Annotated in this window: 17 protein-coding genes and 1 tRNA gene; 9 read left to right on the top strand and 9 right to left on the bottom strand. The window is 43.8% G+C overall.

What is annotated here, in order from left to right:
- Window positions 1-44 precede the first annotated feature (44 nt).
- Both LGZ99_RS02935 and LGZ99_RS02930 read left to right on the top strand, forming a co-directional pair.
- Window positions 45-1151, top strand: coding sequence for a toxic anion resistance protein (locus LGZ99_RS02935; protein WP_051769620.1), 1107 nt, complete (start codon window positions 45-47; stop codon window positions 1149-1151).
- Between the two features lie 54 nt (window positions 1152-1205).
- Window positions 1206-2213: a 5-bromo-4-chloroindolyl phosphate hydrolysis family protein gene (locus LGZ99_RS02930; RefSeq protein ID WP_036840379.1), complete on the top strand. Its 1008-nt coding sequence runs from the start codon at window positions 1206-1208 to the stop codon at window positions 2211-2213.
- 870 nt (window positions 2214-3083) lie between these two features.
- Here the strand turns inward: LGZ99_RS02930 and LGZ99_RS02925 are convergent.
- The 5 genes from LGZ99_RS02925 to aspA form a co-directional block, all read right to left on the bottom strand.
- A tRNA-Phe gene (locus LGZ99_RS02925) sits at window positions 3084-3159 on the bottom strand.
- Window positions 3160-3287: 128 nt separating this feature from the next.
- Window positions 3288-3860 (bottom strand): division control transcriptional repressor DicD, encoded by a 573-nt coding sequence (gene dicD, locus LGZ99_RS02920; protein WP_036840387.1) that lies wholly within the window; start codon window positions 3858-3860, stop codon window positions 3288-3290.
- Window positions 3861-3876: 16 nt separating this feature from the next.
- Complete coding sequence (locus LGZ99_RS02915) at window positions 3877-5604, bottom strand: protein-disulfide reductase DsbD (protein ID WP_036840388.1); 1728 nt, start codon at window positions 5602-5604, stop codon at window positions 3877-3879.
- 179 nt (window positions 5605-5783) lie between these two features.
- Window positions 5784-7085: an anaerobic C4-dicarboxylate transporter gene (locus tag LGZ99_RS02910; RefSeq protein WP_021324348.1), complete on the bottom strand. Its 1302-nt coding sequence runs from the start codon at window positions 7083-7085 to the stop codon at window positions 5784-5786.
- Between the two features lie 141 nt (window positions 7086-7226).
- The gene (gene aspA / locus LGZ99_RS02905; RefSeq protein ID WP_023044632.1) at window positions 7227-8651 is read right to left on the bottom strand and encodes an aspartate ammonia-lyase; all 1425 of its coding nucleotides are present in this window, start codon (window positions 8649-8651) and stop codon (window positions 7227-7229) included.
- Window positions 8652-9027: 376 nt separating this feature from the next.
- Between aspA and LGZ99_RS02900 the strand changes: the two genes are divergently transcribed.
- The 3 genes from LGZ99_RS02900 (at window position 9028) to groL (ending at window position 11710) form a co-directional block, all read left to right on the top strand.
- Window positions 9028-9522, top strand: a complete 495-nt coding sequence (locus LGZ99_RS02900) for an FxsA family protein (protein ID WP_023044633.1) — start codon at window positions 9028-9030, stop codon at window positions 9520-9522.
- 198 nt (window positions 9523-9720) lie between these two features.
- On the top strand, window positions 9721-10014 hold the full coding sequence (locus LGZ99_RS02895; RefSeq protein WP_021324345.1) for a co-chaperone GroES: 294 nt from the start codon (window positions 9721-9723) through the stop codon (window positions 10012-10014).
- Between the two features lie 49 nt (window positions 10015-10063).
- Complete coding sequence (gene groL, locus LGZ99_RS02890) at window positions 10064-11710, top strand: chaperonin GroEL (RefSeq protein WP_023044634.1); 1647 nt, start codon at window positions 10064-10066, stop codon at window positions 11708-11710.
- A 129-nt stretch (window positions 11711-11839) separates the two neighbouring features.
- Here groL and LGZ99_RS02885 read toward each other — a convergent pair whose 3' ends face one another.
- On the bottom strand, window positions 11840-12052 hold the full coding sequence (locus tag LGZ99_RS02885; protein ID WP_023044635.1) for a hypothetical protein: 213 nt from the start codon (window positions 12050-12052) through the stop codon (window positions 11840-11842).
- Window positions 12053-12276: 224 nt separating this feature from the next.
- Between LGZ99_RS02885 and LGZ99_RS02880 the strand changes: the two genes are divergently transcribed.
- Window positions 12277-13158, top strand: coding sequence for a LysR family transcriptional regulator (locus LGZ99_RS02880; RefSeq protein ID WP_235184790.1), 882 nt, complete (start codon window positions 12277-12279; stop codon window positions 13156-13158).
- A gap of 705 nt (window positions 13159-13863) precedes the next feature.
- Complete coding sequence (locus LGZ99_RS02875) at window positions 13864-14208, top strand: DUF4156 domain-containing protein (protein WP_036840392.1); 345 nt, start codon at window positions 13864-13866, stop codon at window positions 14206-14208.
- A 58-nt stretch (window positions 14209-14266) separates the two neighbouring features.
- On the opposite strand, the gene epmB is transcribed toward LGZ99_RS02875, so the two are convergent.
- A complete protein-coding gene (epmB, locus tag LGZ99_RS02870; protein ID WP_021324341.1) occupies window positions 14267-15295 on the bottom strand; it encodes an EF-P beta-lysylation protein EpmB in 1029 nt (342 codons plus the stop codon).
- 38 nt (window positions 15296-15333) lie between these two features.
- On the opposite strand from epmB, the gene efp reads away from it, so the two are divergent.
- Both efp and sugE read left to right on the top strand, forming a co-directional pair.
- Window positions 15334-15900, top strand: a complete 567-nt coding sequence (efp, locus tag LGZ99_RS02865; protein ID WP_021324340.1) for an elongation factor P — start codon at window positions 15334-15336, stop codon at window positions 15898-15900.
- Window positions 15901-16129: 229 nt separating this feature from the next.
- Entirely contained in the window at window positions 16130-16444 is a 315-nt protein-coding gene (gene sugE, locus LGZ99_RS02860) for a quaternary ammonium compound efflux SMR transporter SugE (RefSeq protein WP_021324339.1), read from the top strand.
- A gap of 110 nt (window positions 16445-16554) precedes the next feature.
- On the opposite strand, the gene frdD is transcribed toward sugE, so the two are convergent.
- On the bottom strand, window positions 16555-16908 hold the full coding sequence (gene frdD, locus LGZ99_RS02855; protein WP_021324338.1) for a fumarate reductase subunit FrdD: 354 nt from the start codon (window positions 16906-16908) through the stop codon (window positions 16555-16557).
- A gap of 19 nt (window positions 16909-16927) precedes the next feature.
- Entirely contained in the window at window positions 16928-17320 is a 393-nt protein-coding gene (frdC, locus tag LGZ99_RS02850) for a fumarate reductase subunit FrdC (protein ID WP_021324337.1), read from the bottom strand.
- Window positions 17321-17329: the final 9 nt, after the last annotated feature.

Genomic DNA, 17329 nt, shown 5'->3' with positions numbered 1-17329 from the left:
TTTTACATACAATTATTTCATTATTCAGCTAACAGGATTACTTCATGAGTATTAAGGTTATGCCTATACCATCATCGGATCATGACATGATTGCCAATGAGTCAACTGCTTTGGCTGATCAGGAACACATCAACATATTAATAGCTAAGATCGATATTTCTGAACCTGCGGCGGTGATCAGCTATGGTGCTAAGCCTATGGGAGAAATTGCCCGTTTTGCTGATACTTTGCTGGAGAATGTACGGACAAAAGAGGCTGATGAAGTTGGTCAGAAGCTCTCGGATTTGGTGATGTTTATTCGTGGACATGATACGTTGTCCGCAGAAGAGAAGAGCAGTGGTTTTTTGAGGAAATTACCGCTGATTGGTGGAATTTTTAAGAAAATTGAACGCACCGTTGTTGATCAAAAGACGCTGACACAACAGGTCGATACCATCGCAACCCATCTGGATAGCGCGATGCTTAATTTGCTGCGTGATATCACCGTGTTGGAGCAGCTTTACGATCGTAACCTGGGTTTCTATAAAGAAATATCGTTCTATGTTGAAGCAGGCAGACAGAAACTACAGCAGATTAAAATGGTGGAGTTGCCCATGTTACAGAGAAAGGCTGAAGGGTCTAAAGACCTGATGGATGCGCAGGGTGTTAAAGACATGCTGGAAAATATTAACCGTTTTGAACGCCGCCTTCACGACTTGGAACTGTCAAAAACCATTGCTATACAGACCGCACCGCAGATTCGTATCGTGCAAAATAACAACCAGCAACTAGCGGAAAAGATCCAGAGCAGCATCCTTTCTACATTACCGATCTGGAAAAGTCAGATGGTACTTAATCTGTCACTGAAGGCTCAGGGTAAAGCAGCCAGATTGCAAAAAGAAGTGGCCGATACAACCAACGATTTATTGCGCAAAAATGCTGAAATATTGCAACAGAGCAGCATTGCAACGGCTACTGAAGTGGAACGTTCTATCGTCGATATTGAAACCTTGCATGATGTGCAGAATCGTCTGGTTAATACTATTGAGGATACGATGCGCATTGCGTCGGAAGCGCGCATTAAGCGTACTGAGATTGAAAAAGAGTTGTCCGCCATGGAAGATAATTTGCGTCAGCGTTTAACCGCAGCGGCTGCGCAATATCAGTCATGATCTCAACAAGGTACGTTCCTGACTAATGGATAACAGATAAGAGTAAATACGTATATGTTTACACCTCAACCACATGATGTGGCACAGCGGAAAGAGCAGGGCGTGATGTCTTTGATCGGTGGTATCAGACGGTCTCTATCGCGTGTATTGTTTCATGTCAAAACCTTTTTCCTTGCGTTTGTGCTGTCCTGTATTGCTCTGTTTACTCCCTGGTCTTTTTTGACCTTGCCTGCGGATAATCATCATATCTCCAGTATTGTGCTGTTATCAGGCTATATCGGATTGCTGGCTATTTATCCGCCGAGCCCACATAGGCTGACTACCTTGGCCGGTTGGCTAGTGGTGATATTGAGTCCGCTGGCGGGGCTGTGGGCCGCTGCGCTGCTGTTTGGCGGGCTGGCAACCTTGCTCATTACTATCATCAGGCAACGTAAACTGGAGGTAGGCAGATTCCTGTTGTTACTAATAGCAACGAGTACCATTGTCATGCTGTTTAGAATGGACGCCCATGCTATCCCCGTTTGGTTTGGTGTCGTATTTGTTGTCATTGTATTGGCGGCGGCGTTTGTTGAGCCCTGGCGTAATCTCCGGCAGCAGAAAGTGCTGCAACAGCAGCAACTGATTGTTGCCTGTCAACAAGCGGAGGAACAGCGTCAGCGGGATGACGCACAGGCAGTGTTCGCTGAATATCATGAACAGTTGGAGCAGATCAGGCGCTATCAGTCTAGTATGTCGTCTGATATACAGGGGGTAGTCAACCAGATTGAAGAGAAAACCCAGGCGATAATTGGCTGTATGCAGGCCGATGCCAGGGATGTCACTCCCGGCAAGGCATTTCTCAACCGTTATTTGCCGATGATTGCTAAGGCACTGGAACGTTGTGTTTTGTTGGAGGAGCAAAATGCCAATAATGCACAGTTCGAAGAGGTCAGGTTATTGACTTATCAGGGCCTGCAAGAAATGAGTGCGGCATTCAGTGAGATGCACCAGCATCTGTTGGATAACGATATTGACGATTTGCTGGTGGATCTTAAGGTAATGAATCAGTTGATTCGTTCCTAGGGATTTGGCGTTAAGCTCGATTAATGTTGGTGCCACGCGCGATTGCGCCTTCTTTTCTGATGGCGCAATCGCAGTGACTGCTCTCTTTTGTGGTGGTCAGGTTGGATATAGAGGTGAAGAAAAGAAAATCCTGATGTGTATTGGCATAGTAGTTTGTCTGCCCTTTTATCGAAAATAGCGAAATTGAGTGTTTTAGTACTTGTTTTATTACTACAGCCGCAAAAACAAAAAATCTGTATTTTTTCTGATGATTACAACACTGATAAATCGTATGATTTAAGTCTTTCTATGAATGTACTGTTTGTTGAGAAAGAAAAGTATGGCTTTGGTGTTAGGTAGTTAGTTGATTGATTTATCGAAGAAGAGATAAGCAGTTATATGTTTATCACTAGAATTGAAGCTATAAATTTCAGGCACTTGAAGAAGTCTGTCTTTGATCTTGATCCCGAAGTTAATACTGTAAGGTTGTTGTTTGAATGTTCGATAAATAAAAAACGATTGATGGATGATTTAAATAACACTGACAATAAAAAAGGTTTATGCAAAAGAATCTGGAGAATTATCTAGATGCGTTAAATAAGCTTATTTTGGAAGTAAAAAGCGATGATGATAAAATTTTGATGCTAACTTTCTTATCCAGAATTCGGGTTTATTAAGAAAACAGGCTTTGATTTGGGGTGCTTGACAGTTGCAGTAGAATTTTTGAATTTTTCGCTCAAGCGAAAAATGATATCTAATTCCTCAGATACCCTAGGTTTAGAACCTTTATGCTTTAAATCGAAGCAATGCCGCTGTAACGATGCACTTAGGCAGGTTCCAATATCGGACGCCCGTTGAGATTTCTCAATTCTCAACCAACGCACTTTGATATGGTGCCCGGAGGCGGAATCGAACCACCGACACGAGGATTTTCAATCCTCTGCTCTACCGACTGAGCTATCCGGGCAACGGGGCGCATTAAACCGTATTCAGCCTAAGTCGTCAATGCCTTTCTGATAAAAAATGATAAAAGACGATTTGTTGCTGACTTTTTGCCCCAAATTTGTGTGGTTATTCATCTTAGGCTGATTTTTATTAGCTTAACGCACCATTTTTGCGGCATTTGGCGATAGCCAAAACATCTTCTGCCAGCAGTTTTGCTGTCGCGATATCATCAATATCCCGTTTGATCAGTAGCTTACTCAGGCAACCTTCCAGAATCAGTTCCATCTGTTTGGCAATCAGTTCACAATCTTCGATATCCAGTTGATGTAATAGCTCGGTGGTGTAATGGGAAGAACTCTGTTTTTGCAATTCAGCTAATTGATGGATAGGGTGGTCAGATTCAGGGAATGCACTACAGGCCGCGATAAACAGGCAGCCTGGATAGCGTTTCTCTTTTACTTTTTCACCAAGCGCTGCATAACGAGCCAATAGCTTTTGCTCTGGTGTCAGGTTTTCATCCAATAACATCTGTCGTTGCCAGACTTCGATCTGTTGACCGTGATAACGCAGGCTGTCATAAAGCAGTGCTTCCCGATCGGGCCAGAACTGCTTTAGATATTCCATATCCATGTTAAGTGAACCAAGGAGCATCTCAGCTGTAGCGGATAAGCCATGTTGCTCCAGCAAGTTTAAGACATGACTAAGAACTTGTTCTCGTTGCACGGTGTTCTCCTTCAAATCATTTTTGCAGATGTTGCAAGTGCTCGTTAAAGCGGGTTGCATTTATAAAACCATTTACTCGTGAATCAGGGATCTCTTTTCCTTGAGAATCAAAAAACAGAATAGTCGGTAATCCCCGAACATTCAGTTTTTCCAAAAGCTGTTTTTGCTGTGGGCTGTTATTTGTGACATTTGCCTGTAACAGCAAGGTTTCACGTAGCTGTGATTGAACCTGTGGATCGCTGAAAGTATATTTTTCAAATTCTTTACAAGCGGTACACCAGTCAGCATAGAAATCAAGCATGACGGTTTTATGATTGTTTTGTGCCATTAGGTGTTCCAATTCTTGCCAGTTATTTATCTGGCGGAAATTGAGGCTGTGTTGTGATTGTTGTGTAACTGCCGTACCCCAAAACCAATCCTGTAATGGTCGGGTGGCTATCAGCATCAGAACTAACAATATCAGTTGCATGACTCTCATCCAGCCATTTTGGCTTCTGAGTGTCAGAGCAAATCCCCATCCCAGGAAACTGACCGCCAGCAGGCTCCATAACCGTATTCCCCATACATCACCAATAACTCTTTCCAGCAGGAAAACAGGCAGTGCAAGAATAATGAAGCCAAAAGCTTCTTTGACATATTGCATCCAGGGACCGCTGCGTGGCAGGAGTTTATGACCAAACAGGGTAACGGCAATAAGCGGTAATCCCATTCCCAAAGCATAAAGATAAAGGGTTACGCCCCCTGCTACTGTATTACCACTTTGGGCAATGTAAAGCAGAATGGCGCTTAAAGGCGCGGTAGTACAAGGGGAACAAATTAATCCTGCTAATGCACCCATAGCGAATACACCAAAGAATGAGCCGCTTTTTTGCTGGTTACTCCAGTTGACTAGGCGGGTTTGAACAGAAGAAGGCAGTTGCAGGGAATAAAGGCCGAACATCGACAGTGCCAGTAGAATAAACAGTACCGATAAACCAATCAGCACATATGGATGTTGCAGTGCGGCCTGAAATTGTAAACCCGCAGCGGCGACAATCAATCCAAGTAAGGTGTAGGTGATTGCCATTCCCTGAACATAGCTTAGTGCCAACCAGAAGATCTGTTTCAGGCTTTTAGGGTGCTGACTACCAAGAATAATGCCGGAAATCAATGGATACATTGGCAGTACACAAGGTGTAAATGCGATACCAATGCCAATCAAAAGCGCCCAAAGTGGTGAGAAAGGTAAATTTTTCTGGTCATTTGATGCGCTTTCTGGCGCTTTCTGAGCAGGTTCGGTGGGTATTGCGTTAGCTGTTTTTGATGGGATAACCGTACTTAATGGAACAAGGCGGGTTTCCGGTGGATAGCAGTATCCTGCCGCGGCACAGCCCTGATAAGTGACGACGATATTGGATTTATCATTTGCCTCTGTAATAGGAACATTGACCGTGAGTTGTTGGAAATAAACTTCAGTTTCACCAAAGAATTCATCCTGATGAGCCGTACCTTGTGGCAACGTAATTTTACCTAGTGTGGCCTGTTGTGGCTCAATACGAAGTTGTTTGCGGTAAAGGTAATAACCCGGTTTGATCTGCCAACTTAGTGTCAGTTTGTCGCCTTTTTGCTGAAAATCAAACATGAATGCCTGATCTGCCGGCAAATACAGGTTTTGCCCCGGTTGTTCAAACAGCGCATTCGCTGCCAGTGGGGTAAACATCGTACTGCAAAGCAGTAAAAACAATATCAGAGTACGTTTAATCATAAGGTTGATGATCGCTAATAGAATAGAAATATTCAGCACTATAACCGAAGGCTGTCAGACCAGAAAGTGTTCTGGTTAAGATTAAGACAATAATCAAGGGCTTTCAGAGAAAAGAGCATCATTTCAGAGAAGAATTCAGGGGCGGTGTGAACCCCTGAATTAGGTTGTTATTGACGGGATTAGAGGATCATACCGCCGAACAGGAAGCCGAAGGCAACCGCCAGAGCAACCCCGATGGTGCCGGGAATAAAGAACGGGTGGTTGAAGACGAAACGGCCGATACGGGTAGTTCCGGTGTCATCCATCTGAACTGCGGCAACCAGGGTTGGATAGGTAGGCAGAATAAACAACCCGGAAACCGCGGAGAAAGAAGCGATTGCCGTCAGTGGTGTGACGTTCAGAACCAGAGCCATTGGCATCAGCGCTTTTGCTGTTGCAGCCTGTGAATAGAGCAGGGCGGAACAGAAGAAGAAAATAACCGCCAGCAACCAGGGTTGAGATTGGATTAAGCCGCCGGCAGTGCCTTTGATCCAATCAATATTCGCCTGTACAAAAGTGTCACCTAGCCATGCAACACCCAGAATACAGATACATGCGCTCATTCCTGCTTTAAAGGTACTGGAATTCAGGATGGCGTCAGTATCAACTGAGCAGGACATTGTAGTGATAGTTGCGACACTCAGCATAATGATCAGAATAGCGTGAGTGGTATTCATCAGTGGCTCTTCAACCAGACCGATACTTGGGCTATTGACGATAGCGTAAATAACAACACTGATAACGCCAGCTAAGAACAACAGAACAGAAGCCTTAGCCCTTGGTTTAACTTCAATCTGTTTGCTGCCACGCAGAGTCACTAGGTTTTCTGCCAGACGTTTCAGATAAACAGGATCATCAGACAGTTTGGAATTAAACACCCAGGAGACGATGAAGGACATCAGAACGATAGCTGCGAAAGTGGATGGCAACAGGACCATCAGCAGATGAATATAGCTGACACCGTGGCCTTCCATCAGAGAAGACATATAAACGACCGCAGCGGAGATTGGCGAGGCGGTGATACCAATCTGGGCTGCGACAACCGCAGTGGAAAGCGGACGGCATGGTTTAATGCCTTGTTCTTTTGCAACTTCAGCAATTACCGGCAGTGCTGACAGAGAGATGTTACCTGTACCGGCAAACAGTGTCAGGAAATAGGTAACGATAGGTGCGAGGATCGTGATGTATTTTGGGTTCTTACGCAGTAATTTTTCAGTTTGTTGAACCAAATAATCCAGACCACCAGCGACTTGCATGGCAGAGATTGCAGCGATAACCGCCATAATGATGGAAATAACATCGAATGGAATATGCCCCGGTTTAACACCAATTGCTGACAGCACCAGGACGCCAAGACCACCGGCAAATCCAATGCCGATCCCCCCCAATCTTGCGCCCAGGAAGATGGCCAGCAGAACGATAACCAATTCTACGGCTAACATAATATTTACTCCTTGAAATAATTAAAAATTTGAAAATTTTAGGTTAATACTTTGTGCATGTAGGGAAGTAAAAAGGCACGCTATCCGGTTGGAGTTGCGTGCCTTAATTGCTAAGAGCTATTTTTTATTATATTCAACAACTTAATCTTCAAAACGTTTTGCCTTATAAGCCGGGCGTTTTAGGTTTTCTACACAGAAGATGTCATCCAGCTCAGTTTCGGTCAGTAAGCCACGTTCCAGTACGACTTCACGAACACTCTTGCCAGTTTCAGCACAGATCTTACCGACAATGTCACCATTGTGGTGACCAATGAATGGGTTCAGATAAGTGACGATACCGATCGAGTTGAATACGAAGCTTTCGCAAACTTCTTTGTTCGCCGTGATGCCGTTAATGCATTTTTCTACCAGGTTGCGACAAGCGTTGCTTAACAGGGAGATAGATTCAAACATGGCCTGACCAATAGCGGGTTCCATTACGTTTAACTGTAACTGACCAGCTTCGGATGCCATTGTAACACAAATATCGTTGCCGATGACCTTGAAGCAAACCTGATTCACAACTTCTGGAATAACAGGGTTAACTTTTGCCGGCATGATAGAAGAACCCGCCTGCAATTCAGGCAGGTTGATTTCGTTCAGACCGGCGCGAGGACCGGAAGAGAGCAAACGCAAGTCATTACAGATTTTGGACAGTTTAACAGCTAGACGTTTCAGCGCGCCGTGAACCATAACATAAGCACCGCAATCGGAGGTTGCTTCAATCAGGTCCTCGGCGGGTATGCAAGGTAAGCCAGTGACCTCGGCCAGTTTTTCTACCGCCAATTTTTGATAACCCGGTGCGGTGTTCAGACCGGTGCCGATAGCAGTAGCGCCGAGGTTAACTTCCAACAACAGTTGAGAAGTCCGGTTCAGGTTTTTAACTTCTTCTTTCAGCAGGATCGAGAACGCATTGAATTCCTGTCCCAGCGTCATAGGAACCGCGTCCTGTAACTGGGTGCGGCCCATTTTCAGAATGTCATCAAATTTTTTGGCTTTTTTATCGAAGCCGGTGATCAACAGTTCAAGAGATTCGATCAGTTTCGTGATGGAGTTATAAACTGCGATACGGAAACCGGTTGGGTAGGCGTCGTTAGTTGACTGGCTTTTATTCAGATGGTCATTAGGGTTCAGGTGTTCATATTCACCTTTTTTATGACCTAACAATTCCAAACCGATGTTTGCCAGAACCTCGTTGGTATTCATGTTGAGTGAAGTACCGGCACCGCCTTGAAACACGTCAACCGGGAATTGGTCCATACATTTGCCAGTATTAAGTACTTCGTCACAGGCTTTGATAATAATATCCGCAATTTTTTTGGGAATGGTTTGCAATTCCTTGTTAGCTAAGGCGGCGGCTTTTTTTACCATCACCATGCCACGGATAAATTCGGGTACATCATTAATGGTGTTGTTACTGATGTAGAAGTTTTCAATCGCACGTAAGGTGTGAATACCGTAATAGGCTTCAGCAGGGACTTCTCGTTTACCTAACAGGTCTTCTTCGATACGAATGTTGTTTAACATGAGAACCTTCTTATTAGATTACGTTTTTACTGTCTAATTATGCGTTTTTAAATGATTATGTTGCCAACAGCAATAGTTATGATATGAACCCTTCATCACCAGATTGCTGGCGTGATCATATGCTGGTTAGCAATAAATGCATTGAATCTGGATCACTTTATAGTGGTATTTGCTTAACGTGATTTGATATATGTGATATTAATCACAATTATGAGCCTAATCAGTAAGATTTTCAGAGGATTGAAAACGATGGCTGTGACCCCAATCATATCTCTAATAAACTGAAAAAATGTTAATTTGGTTGTTCCTTGGATTTTGTTGATATGATTTGTTCAGGATACAACCTTTTCATCCCAATTAATTGAAGGAGCACCAAGTGCGTTGGTTGCCATTGATCCTGATATTTTTGCTTGTCTACATTGAGTCAACCTTATTTGTACGTGTTGCCTCTGAATTAGGTGTGTTGTTAACTCTGTTACTGGTGCTGTTTACTTCTTGTATCGGTATTTCTCTGGTACGCAATCAGGGAATGAAGAATTTTATCCAGATCCAGCAAAAGCTGGTTGCTGGGGAGAGTCCGGCGGCAGAAATGGTAAAAAGCGTGTCTCTTTTACTGGCGGGTTTCCTATTACTATGCCCTGGCTTTTTTACTGATTTCCTTGGGTTACTGCTGTTACTACCGCCGGTTCAAAAAACATTAATGATGAAACTGATGCCACATATCAATTTCTATCGTCCTCATAATAGCGGTGGGTTCAGACGGGATAATAATACCTTTGAAGGGGAATATGAGCGCAAGCAAGATGACCCCTCCCGTAAATTGAACGACCCTAAATCCGATTCCGATGATGACGAACATAAGCCCCGTTGATAAGAGGTTATCTGCTGAATGTTGTGTCAAATCATCGGTTTTTTTCTTGTAGGTAAGAAAAAAGTAAAATATTTTTTTGCCTGCCCTTGAAGTATCATAAATAAGTCCCCATTTAATCTATTATGATACTGGTTCAATGAAAGCATACTGGTATCAATCCTCTTACCTGATATGGACTTTCTTATAGGAGAGCTATCAATGAATATTCGTCCATTGCATGATCGTGTAATCGTCAAGCGTAAAGAAGTTGAATCAAAATCTGCTGGCGGTATTGTGCTGACTGGCAGTGCTGCGGGTAAATCTACTCGTGGTGAAGTTTTGGCTGTAGGCAATGGCCGCATCCTTGAAAGCGGTGACGTAAAAGCACTGTGTGTGAAAGTTGGAGATATCGTTATTTTTAACGATGGTTACGGTGTTAAGTCAGAGAAGATCGATAACGAAGAAGTATTGATCATGTCTGAAAGCGACATTCTGGCAATTGTTGAAGCGTAATTGTTGCGCTTAGATCTTCTTAACTGAACGAATTTAAAGGAAAGAAACAATGGCAGCTAAAGACGTAAAATTTGGTAGCGACGCTCGCGTTAAGATGCTACGTGGTGTGAATATTCTTGCTGATGCAGTAAAAGTAACCCTGGGCCCTAAAGGCCGTAACGTTGTTCTGGATAAATCTTTTGGTGCGCCTGCAATCACTAAAGACGGCGTTTCTGTTGCTCGTGAAATTGAACTGGAAGACAAGTTCGAAAACATGGGTGCTCAGATGGTGAAAGAAGTTGCCTCTAAAGCGAATGATGCTGCGGGTGACGGTACAACCACTGCAACTGTATTGGCTCAGTCTATTGTTACTGAAGGTCTGAAAGCCGTAGCCGCTGGCATGAACCCAATGGATCTGAAACGTGGTATTGATAAAGCTGTGATTGCCGCAGTTGCAGAACTGAAAAAGCTGTCCGTACCTTGCTCAGATTCCACCTCTATTGCTCAGGTAGGGACTATCTCCGCTAATTCCGACGAAACTGTGGGTAAATTGATCGCAGAAGCGATGAAGAAAGTCGGTAAAGAAGGTGTAATCACCGTTGAAGAAGGTACAGGCCTGGAAGATGAACTGGATGTCGTTGAAGGCATGCAGTTCGACCGTGGCTACCTCTCTCCTTATTTCATCAATAAACCAGAAAACGGTTCTATTGAGTTAGAAAACCCATATATTCTTCTGGTAGATAAAAAAATCTCCAATATCCGTGAACTGTTACCAGTTCTTGAAGGCGTAGCTAAGGCAAGTAAGCCTTTGCTGATTGTTGCTGAAGATGTTGAAGGCGAAGCACTGGCAACTCTGGTTGTTAACACTATGCGTGGCATCGTAAAAGTTGCTGCGGTTAAAGCGCCTGGCTTCGGTGACCGCCGTAAAGCTATGTTGCAGGATATCGCTGTTCTGACTAACGGTATCGTTATCTCTGAAGAGATCGGTCTGGAGTTGGAAAAAGCCACTCTGGAAGATCTGGGTCAGGCAAAACGTATCGTTATCAACAAAGACACCACAACTATCATTGATGGTGTTGGCGAAAAAGTGGCAATTGATGGCCGTGTTTCTCAGATTCGTCAGCAGGTCGGAGAATCCACTTCTGATTACGACCGTGAAAAACTGCAAGAGCGCTTGGCTAAACTGGCTGGTGGTGTTGCTGTTATCAAAGTGGGTGCTGCAACAGAAGTTGAGATGAAAGAAAAACGCGCCCGTGTTGACGATGCTCTGCATGCAACCCGTGCAGCAGTAGAAGAAGGCGTGGTTGCTGGTGGTGGTGTTGCTCTGGTTCGCGTTGCCGCTTCAATTGCTGGCCTGAAAGGCGACAACGAAGATCAAAACGTAGGTATCCGTGTTGCAATGCGCGCAATGGAAGCACCTTTGCGTCAGATCGTTGACAACGCAGGTGAAGAACCCTCTGTTATCGCGAACAACGTGAAAGCAGGTGAAGGCAACTACGGTTATAACGCGACTACTGAACAGTATGGCAATATGATCGAAATGGGTATTTTGGATCCAACCAAAGTGACCCGTTCTGCACTGCAATTCGCAGGATCTATCGCTGGCCTGATGATCACTACTGAATGTATGGTGACTGACCTGCCTAAAGATGATAAAGCTGATTTAGGTGCAGCAGGCGGTATGGGTGGCATGGGCGGTATGGGCGGCATGATGTAATGTGACGAAAGTCGCATTGCTTTGATGTAACTATACGTCTTGTGTGAGCAGGTTAATTCTGCTCACACGCTTTTTTATAGAAAACATGCCACAACACGCTGAATAGTGGTGTGGTGTTTCAATTCAAACTCAAAATAAGTCACTGGCTGTGACAATAGCGATTTTCCCCACCACGAAGTTGCAATTCACGATCTCGGCAAATTCTTGTGACCCGTCCCGTGTCAGATATATTGATACTTTTTCTTCTGGATCAGATGCTAAATTCAGATAATAGCCGCTTTCCTCACTATACCGCGTACAAATAATCCACCGATTTTCGCAGAAAATTTCTTCTTTTTTCAAAGTTAACTCCTATAGGAGGAAACTTATACAGGTCGATTTCCGGTGGTGAACCCCAAAATCAGGCGTCTTTTAGAAAGGGTAAACACTGAAGCAGCCGGGCTGTCGTAGTAAAAATATATCTTTAACTTTAGAAAAAACGAGCTTATTAGACTAGAATTCATTTATTCATATGATTTTGGAAAAAAATTCAAATATCTATGCACAAATTCAATAGATCTACAGAAATGGCTGTATTCGTTCAGGTAATTGAGTCGGAAAGCCTCTCTGCCGCTGCTCGCAAGCTCGGTATGACGCCATCAGCAGTCAGTAAGCTTATCAATCGACTAGAGATACGACTCGGTGTACGGTTGCTCAATAGAACGACACGTAAGCTTCAGTTAACACCTGAGGGTTCTGTTTTCTATGAGCGCAGTATTAGGATTTTGGAGGACATCGTAGCCGCTGAACAAGAAGCAAATCAGGGGGCGGTGCCTCGTGGACGAATACGCGTACATTGCCATGTTGCGTTTGGAAAACACTGCTTGATGCCTTTGTTGCCGGATTTTCTGCAACGCTACCCAGAGATCACACTCGACATCTCATTGTGCGACTTAGTAGTGGATTTACTTGATGATCGCAGTGATGTGGCGATTCGCGTTGGTCCTCTGGACGACTCGCGTCTTATGGTGCGGCGGTTGGGTTCAAGCCGAATGGTTGTGGTAGGGGCTCCTTCATATCTTGAAAGGATGGGGATACCTTCTACGCCTGGAGACCTTGGTCGCTACAATCGGCTCGGTTTTGGCTTTACCCGTCATGTGAAAGCTTGGCCTTTTATCGATTCAGAAGAGCGGGTGCAACAACTGCCTTCAGGAAATTTGTTGCTCGGTGATGGAGAAACCATGCGTAAAGCTGCGATAGCCGGACTTGGCTTAGCACGTTTGGCACGTTTCCATGTGAATGCCGATATTCAGGCTGGTTTGCTGCTACCTGTACTTGAAAATTATAATCCTGGTGATGAGGAAAAAATATATGCAGTTTTTGTTGGCCCAGGCCGCCAATTCCCATCACGAGTTCGAGTATTTCTGGACTATCTGACAGAGAATATCCATATTGGTGATGGGGAGTGATAATTGCTAAATATGACATCATGAAAATGCTTGGTTGAGTGTTATCATGGTGTCAATGGATACTATTTTCAATATTTCTACTGAATGGGACAGCTCTTCTTTAGCTCATGTTTCATGTTTGCGAGCGGCTGTTAATGGTCACTTTTTCACTCGCTGTTGATAGTTCCTTTATAATCGTGTATCCAATATCTTCTATTGATTCAGTGATGTATCATCCCCGATATGTCAGTTGTTAGTGTGACAATTTAAAAATAGAAAGTCTTCAGGTGATTAATATAAAAAATACTATTATATTTAATCACTTAGAGTAGTAATTAAAAAAATCGTAATTATTTAAATATAATAAAATTCATGTGAAATTTAGATGAATATAATATCTAAATCCTTTAATAGGTGGATTTCCATAAGATGTAATATCATATATTTTCTCGATAAAAAAATGAAATAGAGTTAATTAAATTGGCACGATTTATGGTTTTTTTTAACATTTTTATTAAATTTTTGTGCTTACACTATTAATGGAACGTAACGGGTATCACTTATTTTGTCTGTTTTTTGCTGAATTCATACTGGTGCAGAAAATTTCTGGCCTAAATACTTCACCTTAAGGGGGGATTTTATAAATTATTTGTTTTGCGATATTGGTGTACAACAAGGTATATTGATGATTAGTTGTGAAATTTCCAACGATAAATGGGGAAAGACATGCGAATTAAAGTTTTGCTCAGTGCTTCAGCATTGTTACTGTTAGCAGGGTGTACAGCCACAAATCAATTAACTTCCGGCGGTTCACAGGTTCGTTTTGTTGATACTAAGCCAGGCAGTGAGTGCCAGTTATTAGGTGAAGTGGCAGGTACTCAAAGTAACTGGATGACTGGCGTAAGTAATGAGAGTAGCTCAATGCGTGGTGCCGTTAATGATTTACGCAATAAAGCCGCAGCTATGGGCGGAAATGTGATTTATGGTGTAACCAGCCCAAGTGAAAGCCTGTTATCGAGCTTTGTTCCACTGGACAGTAAAATGATTGGTCAAGTCTATAAATGTCAGTAATTGCATTCTTGATTTGAATGATATGCCCGGCTGAAAGCATCCGGGCATGAATTTTATGTTAATTTTGCCTGAGTCCCAAATCTAATGGCGTCTTACTCGGTTCTCCGCCGATCTCCCTTGCCAGACGTGGCACCAGGTAACCTGAAATTTTTGTCAGTAATTCCCGGATAATCCCTTTGGCTTCCTCATCACTGACCATAAAGTGAGCGGCTCCTTGTACCTTATCCAGTACATGAATGTAATAGGGCAAAATACCCGCATCAAACAGAGCATTGCTCAGATCAGCCAAAATATCCGAGTGATTATTGACGCCGCGTAATAGCACACTTTGGTTTAGTAACGTGACGCCTGCTTGTTTTAGCATCATCATACTATTCCGTAAGGGCGGGTCGATCTCATTGGCATGATTGATATGCGTCACCATGATCACTTGTAATCTCGATTGTGACAGCCGATCGCAAAGCGTTGTTGTGATCCGAGCAGGGATAACCACAGGCAGACGGGTGTGAATACGTAGTCGTCTGATATGGGAAATCTTTTCCAGGTTGCTGATCAACCAGTCCAATTCATGATCTTTTGCCATTAACGGATCGCCGCCAGAGAAGATAATCTCATCAAGCTCAGGATGCTGTTGAATATAATTTAACGCTTGCTGCCAGTTGCGCTTATTACCTTTGTTATCCTCGTATGGGAAATGACGGCGGAAGCAGTAACGGCAGTTAATCGCACATCCTCCTTTAACCAGCAGCAGTGCGCGGTTACGGTATTTATGCAATAAACCGGGAACGGCACTTTGCTGTTCATCCAGAGGATCGGTGGAAAAACCAGATGTAAGCGTAAATTCCTCTGGTGTCGTTATGACCTGAAGCAACAATGGATCATTAGGATCGCTTGCTTGCATACGGGCAGCAAAGGCTCTGGGTACTCGCAGTGGAAACAGCCGACGAGCCGCACTCCCTTTGGTTAGCTCCGGGTGTTCATGTAACGACAATAATTGTAATAATTCGTCAGGATCGGTAATAACATCGGTAAGTTGTTTCAACCAGTCTTCTCTGATGAGGATCTTTGGGGTTATAATATGCGCCATTTTTTGGCTAAGCCATTTTGTTTAAATTAGAGGGTCTCATGGCTACTTATAGTACCAACGAATTCCGTTCAGGTCTTAAAATCATGTTAGATGGCGAGCCATGCTCTGTTATTGAGAGTGAATTTGTTAAGCCGGGCAAAGGCCAGGCGTTTGCCCGTACTCGTATTCGTAAGCTGATTTCCGGCAAGCTATTGGAAAAAACGTTCAAGTCTACTGATTCTGTAGATGCCGCAGACGTAATGGATATGAACCTGACTTACCTGTATAACGATGGTGAGTTCTGGCACTTTATGAACAACGAAACCTTCGAACAGTTAGCTGCTGATGAAAAAGCCGTTGGAGAGAATGCGAAATGGTTGGTTGAGCAGGCTGAGTGTATCCTGACCCTGTGGAATGGTCAGCCGATCTCTGTAACGCCACCAAACTTTGTTGAACTGGAAATCATTGAGACTGATCCAGGTCTGAAAGGTGACACCGCGGGTACAGGTGGTAAACCAGCAACTCTGAGCACTGGTGCTGTGGTAAAAGTGCCTCTGTTTGTACAAATCGGTGAAGTGATTAAAGTGGATACTCGTTCTGGCGAATATGTTTCCCGTGTAAAATAACCGCTGGTTGTATTCTGTAAAAACCGCTGTTTTGGCAACAGACTGCGGTTTTTCTTTAATTGATGTGGAAGGCAATAGCTATTTATGTCTTTAGATCGTTGTAATATTATTTTATTGATACCACAATTTTACACGATTATAATCTGCCTTCATTTCTAATAGTTATTCGGGACGACCTGGATATACTTCGGTTTTTCGGGGACGACCCTACAACTCTATGGGCGTTGATATGTCCTGGTTTATTCTTATTATCGCTGGTTTATTTGAAGTTATCTGGGCGGTTGGCCTGAAATACACTCACGGTTTTACCCGTTTGACACCTAGCCTTATTACTGCTGGTGCTATGGCTATCAGTGTAGGGATGCTCGCTTATGCAATGAAAGGCTTACCAGTAGGAACAGCCTATGCTGTTTGGACAGGAGTAGGCGCAGTGGGTACCGCCATTTTTGGCATTATGGTGTTGGGTGAGTCAGCAAGCCTTGCCAGAGTATTGAGCCTTGCCCTGATTGTTGCTGGTATTATCGGTCTGAAGCTGTCAAGTTAATTTTAAACCGCACTCCAAAGGTTAAATATAGCGTCTTACCGGTTGGCAGTGCGGTTAATGAGATGGTCACCCTACGCTGGCCTTATAACCTTAAGCTCGTTGCTGCTTGATTACAGGGTAAAAACAGCGATGATAGCGACAACACTCAGGATCGCTGCCAGGCCGTAGAAAACCCATTTACCTGCCGGGACATGAATTTTCAGGTCATGCATACCGTGATGAATACGGTGTAAACCGCACCATAGCGGTAGAGTAATCATTAGTAGTAAGAAAGCACGACCAATCAAGCTCTGACAGAAAGTCAGAATCCGTTCATAGTTTAACGCTTCCGGTGCGACTCCCAGTGGCAAAAGGATGGCTACCAGTAAGATAATGGCTGGAGCCACAATTGCGCCCCACATGCCCCCGGCACCAAATAATCCCCAGAAAATCGGTTCATCGGAACGTTTAGGTATTTGATTCATCAGATCCTCCTTATTGGGGTTAAAGTAAGGCTATGCCTAAGATAATGGCGGTGACAATAATGGTGACAGCCCATAACAGCTTGATCACGGGTTCAGGCCCCATTTTTTCACCTTTTATCACTATGTTCGCTGCCTTTGGTGCCAGTTCAAACCACGTTTTGGTGTGTAGCAGAGCGCCCAGTAAAGTGACGATGTTAATCAGCAGAATAACTGGGTTTTGCAAGAACGTGACAAATCCATCCCAGCTTTGTGTACCACCTTTTAGAGCGAATACACCGTATATCAGCAAGATACTAAACCACACAGTGGTAACCGCAGTACTTTCACGCAGAATATAGAAGCGATAAAAGCCCAGTTTCTGCCACCAGTTGGGAGCCATGCTGCGAACATAAGGTTTACGTTTGGTCATCATTGCGCTATT

The organism is Photorhabdus temperata (genome assembly GCF_025384845.1).
In the GTDB taxonomy this organism is placed as follows: Bacteria; Pseudomonadota; Gammaproteobacteria; order Enterobacterales; family Enterobacteriaceae; genus Photorhabdus; species Photorhabdus temperata.
This window is presented reverse-complemented; position numbering and strand designations above follow the sequence as displayed.

What these genes read in the sequence shown, in the direction of transcription:
- LGZ99_RS02880 (WP_235184790.1), top strand. Translation starts at nt 12,277, where the DNA reads ATGGCTGTATTCGTTCAGGTAATTGAGTCGGAAAGCCTCTCTGCCGCT.
- sugE (WP_021324339.1), top strand. Translation starts at nt 16,130, where the DNA reads ATGTCCTGGTTTATTCTTATTATCGCTGGTTTATTTGAAGTTATCTGG.
- LGZ99_RS02875 (WP_036840392.1), top strand. Translation starts at nt 13,864, where the DNA reads ATGCGAATTAAAGTTTTGCTCAGTGCTTCAGCATTGTTACTGTTAGCA.
- epmB (WP_021324341.1), bottom strand. Translation starts at nt 15,295, where the DNA reads ATGGCGCATATTATAACCCCAAAGATCCTCATCAGAGAAGACTGGTTG.
- groL (WP_023044634.1), top strand. Translation starts at nt 10,064, where the DNA reads ATGGCAGCTAAAGACGTAAAATTTGGTAGCGACGCTCGCGTTAAGATG.
- frdC (WP_021324337.1), bottom strand. Translation starts at nt 17,320, where the DNA reads ATGATGACCAAACGTAAACCTTATGTTCGCAGCATGGCTCCCAACTGG.
- LGZ99_RS02915 (WP_036840388.1), bottom strand. Translation starts at nt 5,604, where the DNA reads ATGATTAAACGTACTCTGATATTGTTTTTACTGCTTTGCAGTACGATG.
- LGZ99_RS02930 (WP_036840379.1), top strand. Translation starts at nt 1,206, where the DNA reads ATGTTTACACCTCAACCACATGATGTGGCACAGCGGAAAGAGCAGGGC.
- frdD (WP_021324338.1), bottom strand. Translation starts at nt 16,908, where the DNA reads ATGAATCAAATACCTAAACGTTCCGATGAACCGATTTTCTGGGGATTA.
- aspA (WP_023044632.1), bottom strand. Translation starts at nt 8,651, where the DNA reads ATGTTAAACAACATTCGTATCGAAGAAGACCTGTTAGGTAAACGAGAA.
- LGZ99_RS02910 (WP_021324348.1), bottom strand. Translation starts at nt 7,085, where the DNA reads ATGTTAGCCGTAGAATTGGTTATCGTTCTGCTGGCCATCTTCCTGGGC.
- LGZ99_RS02895 (WP_021324345.1), top strand. Translation starts at nt 9,721, where the DNA reads ATGAATATTCGTCCATTGCATGATCGTGTAATCGTCAAGCGTAAAGAA.
- efp (WP_021324340.1), top strand. Translation starts at nt 15,334, where the DNA reads ATGGCTACTTATAGTACCAACGAATTCCGTTCAGGTCTTAAAATCATG.
- LGZ99_RS02935 (WP_051769620.1), top strand. Translation starts at nt 45, where the DNA reads ATGAGTATTAAGGTTATGCCTATACCATCATCGGATCATGACATGATT.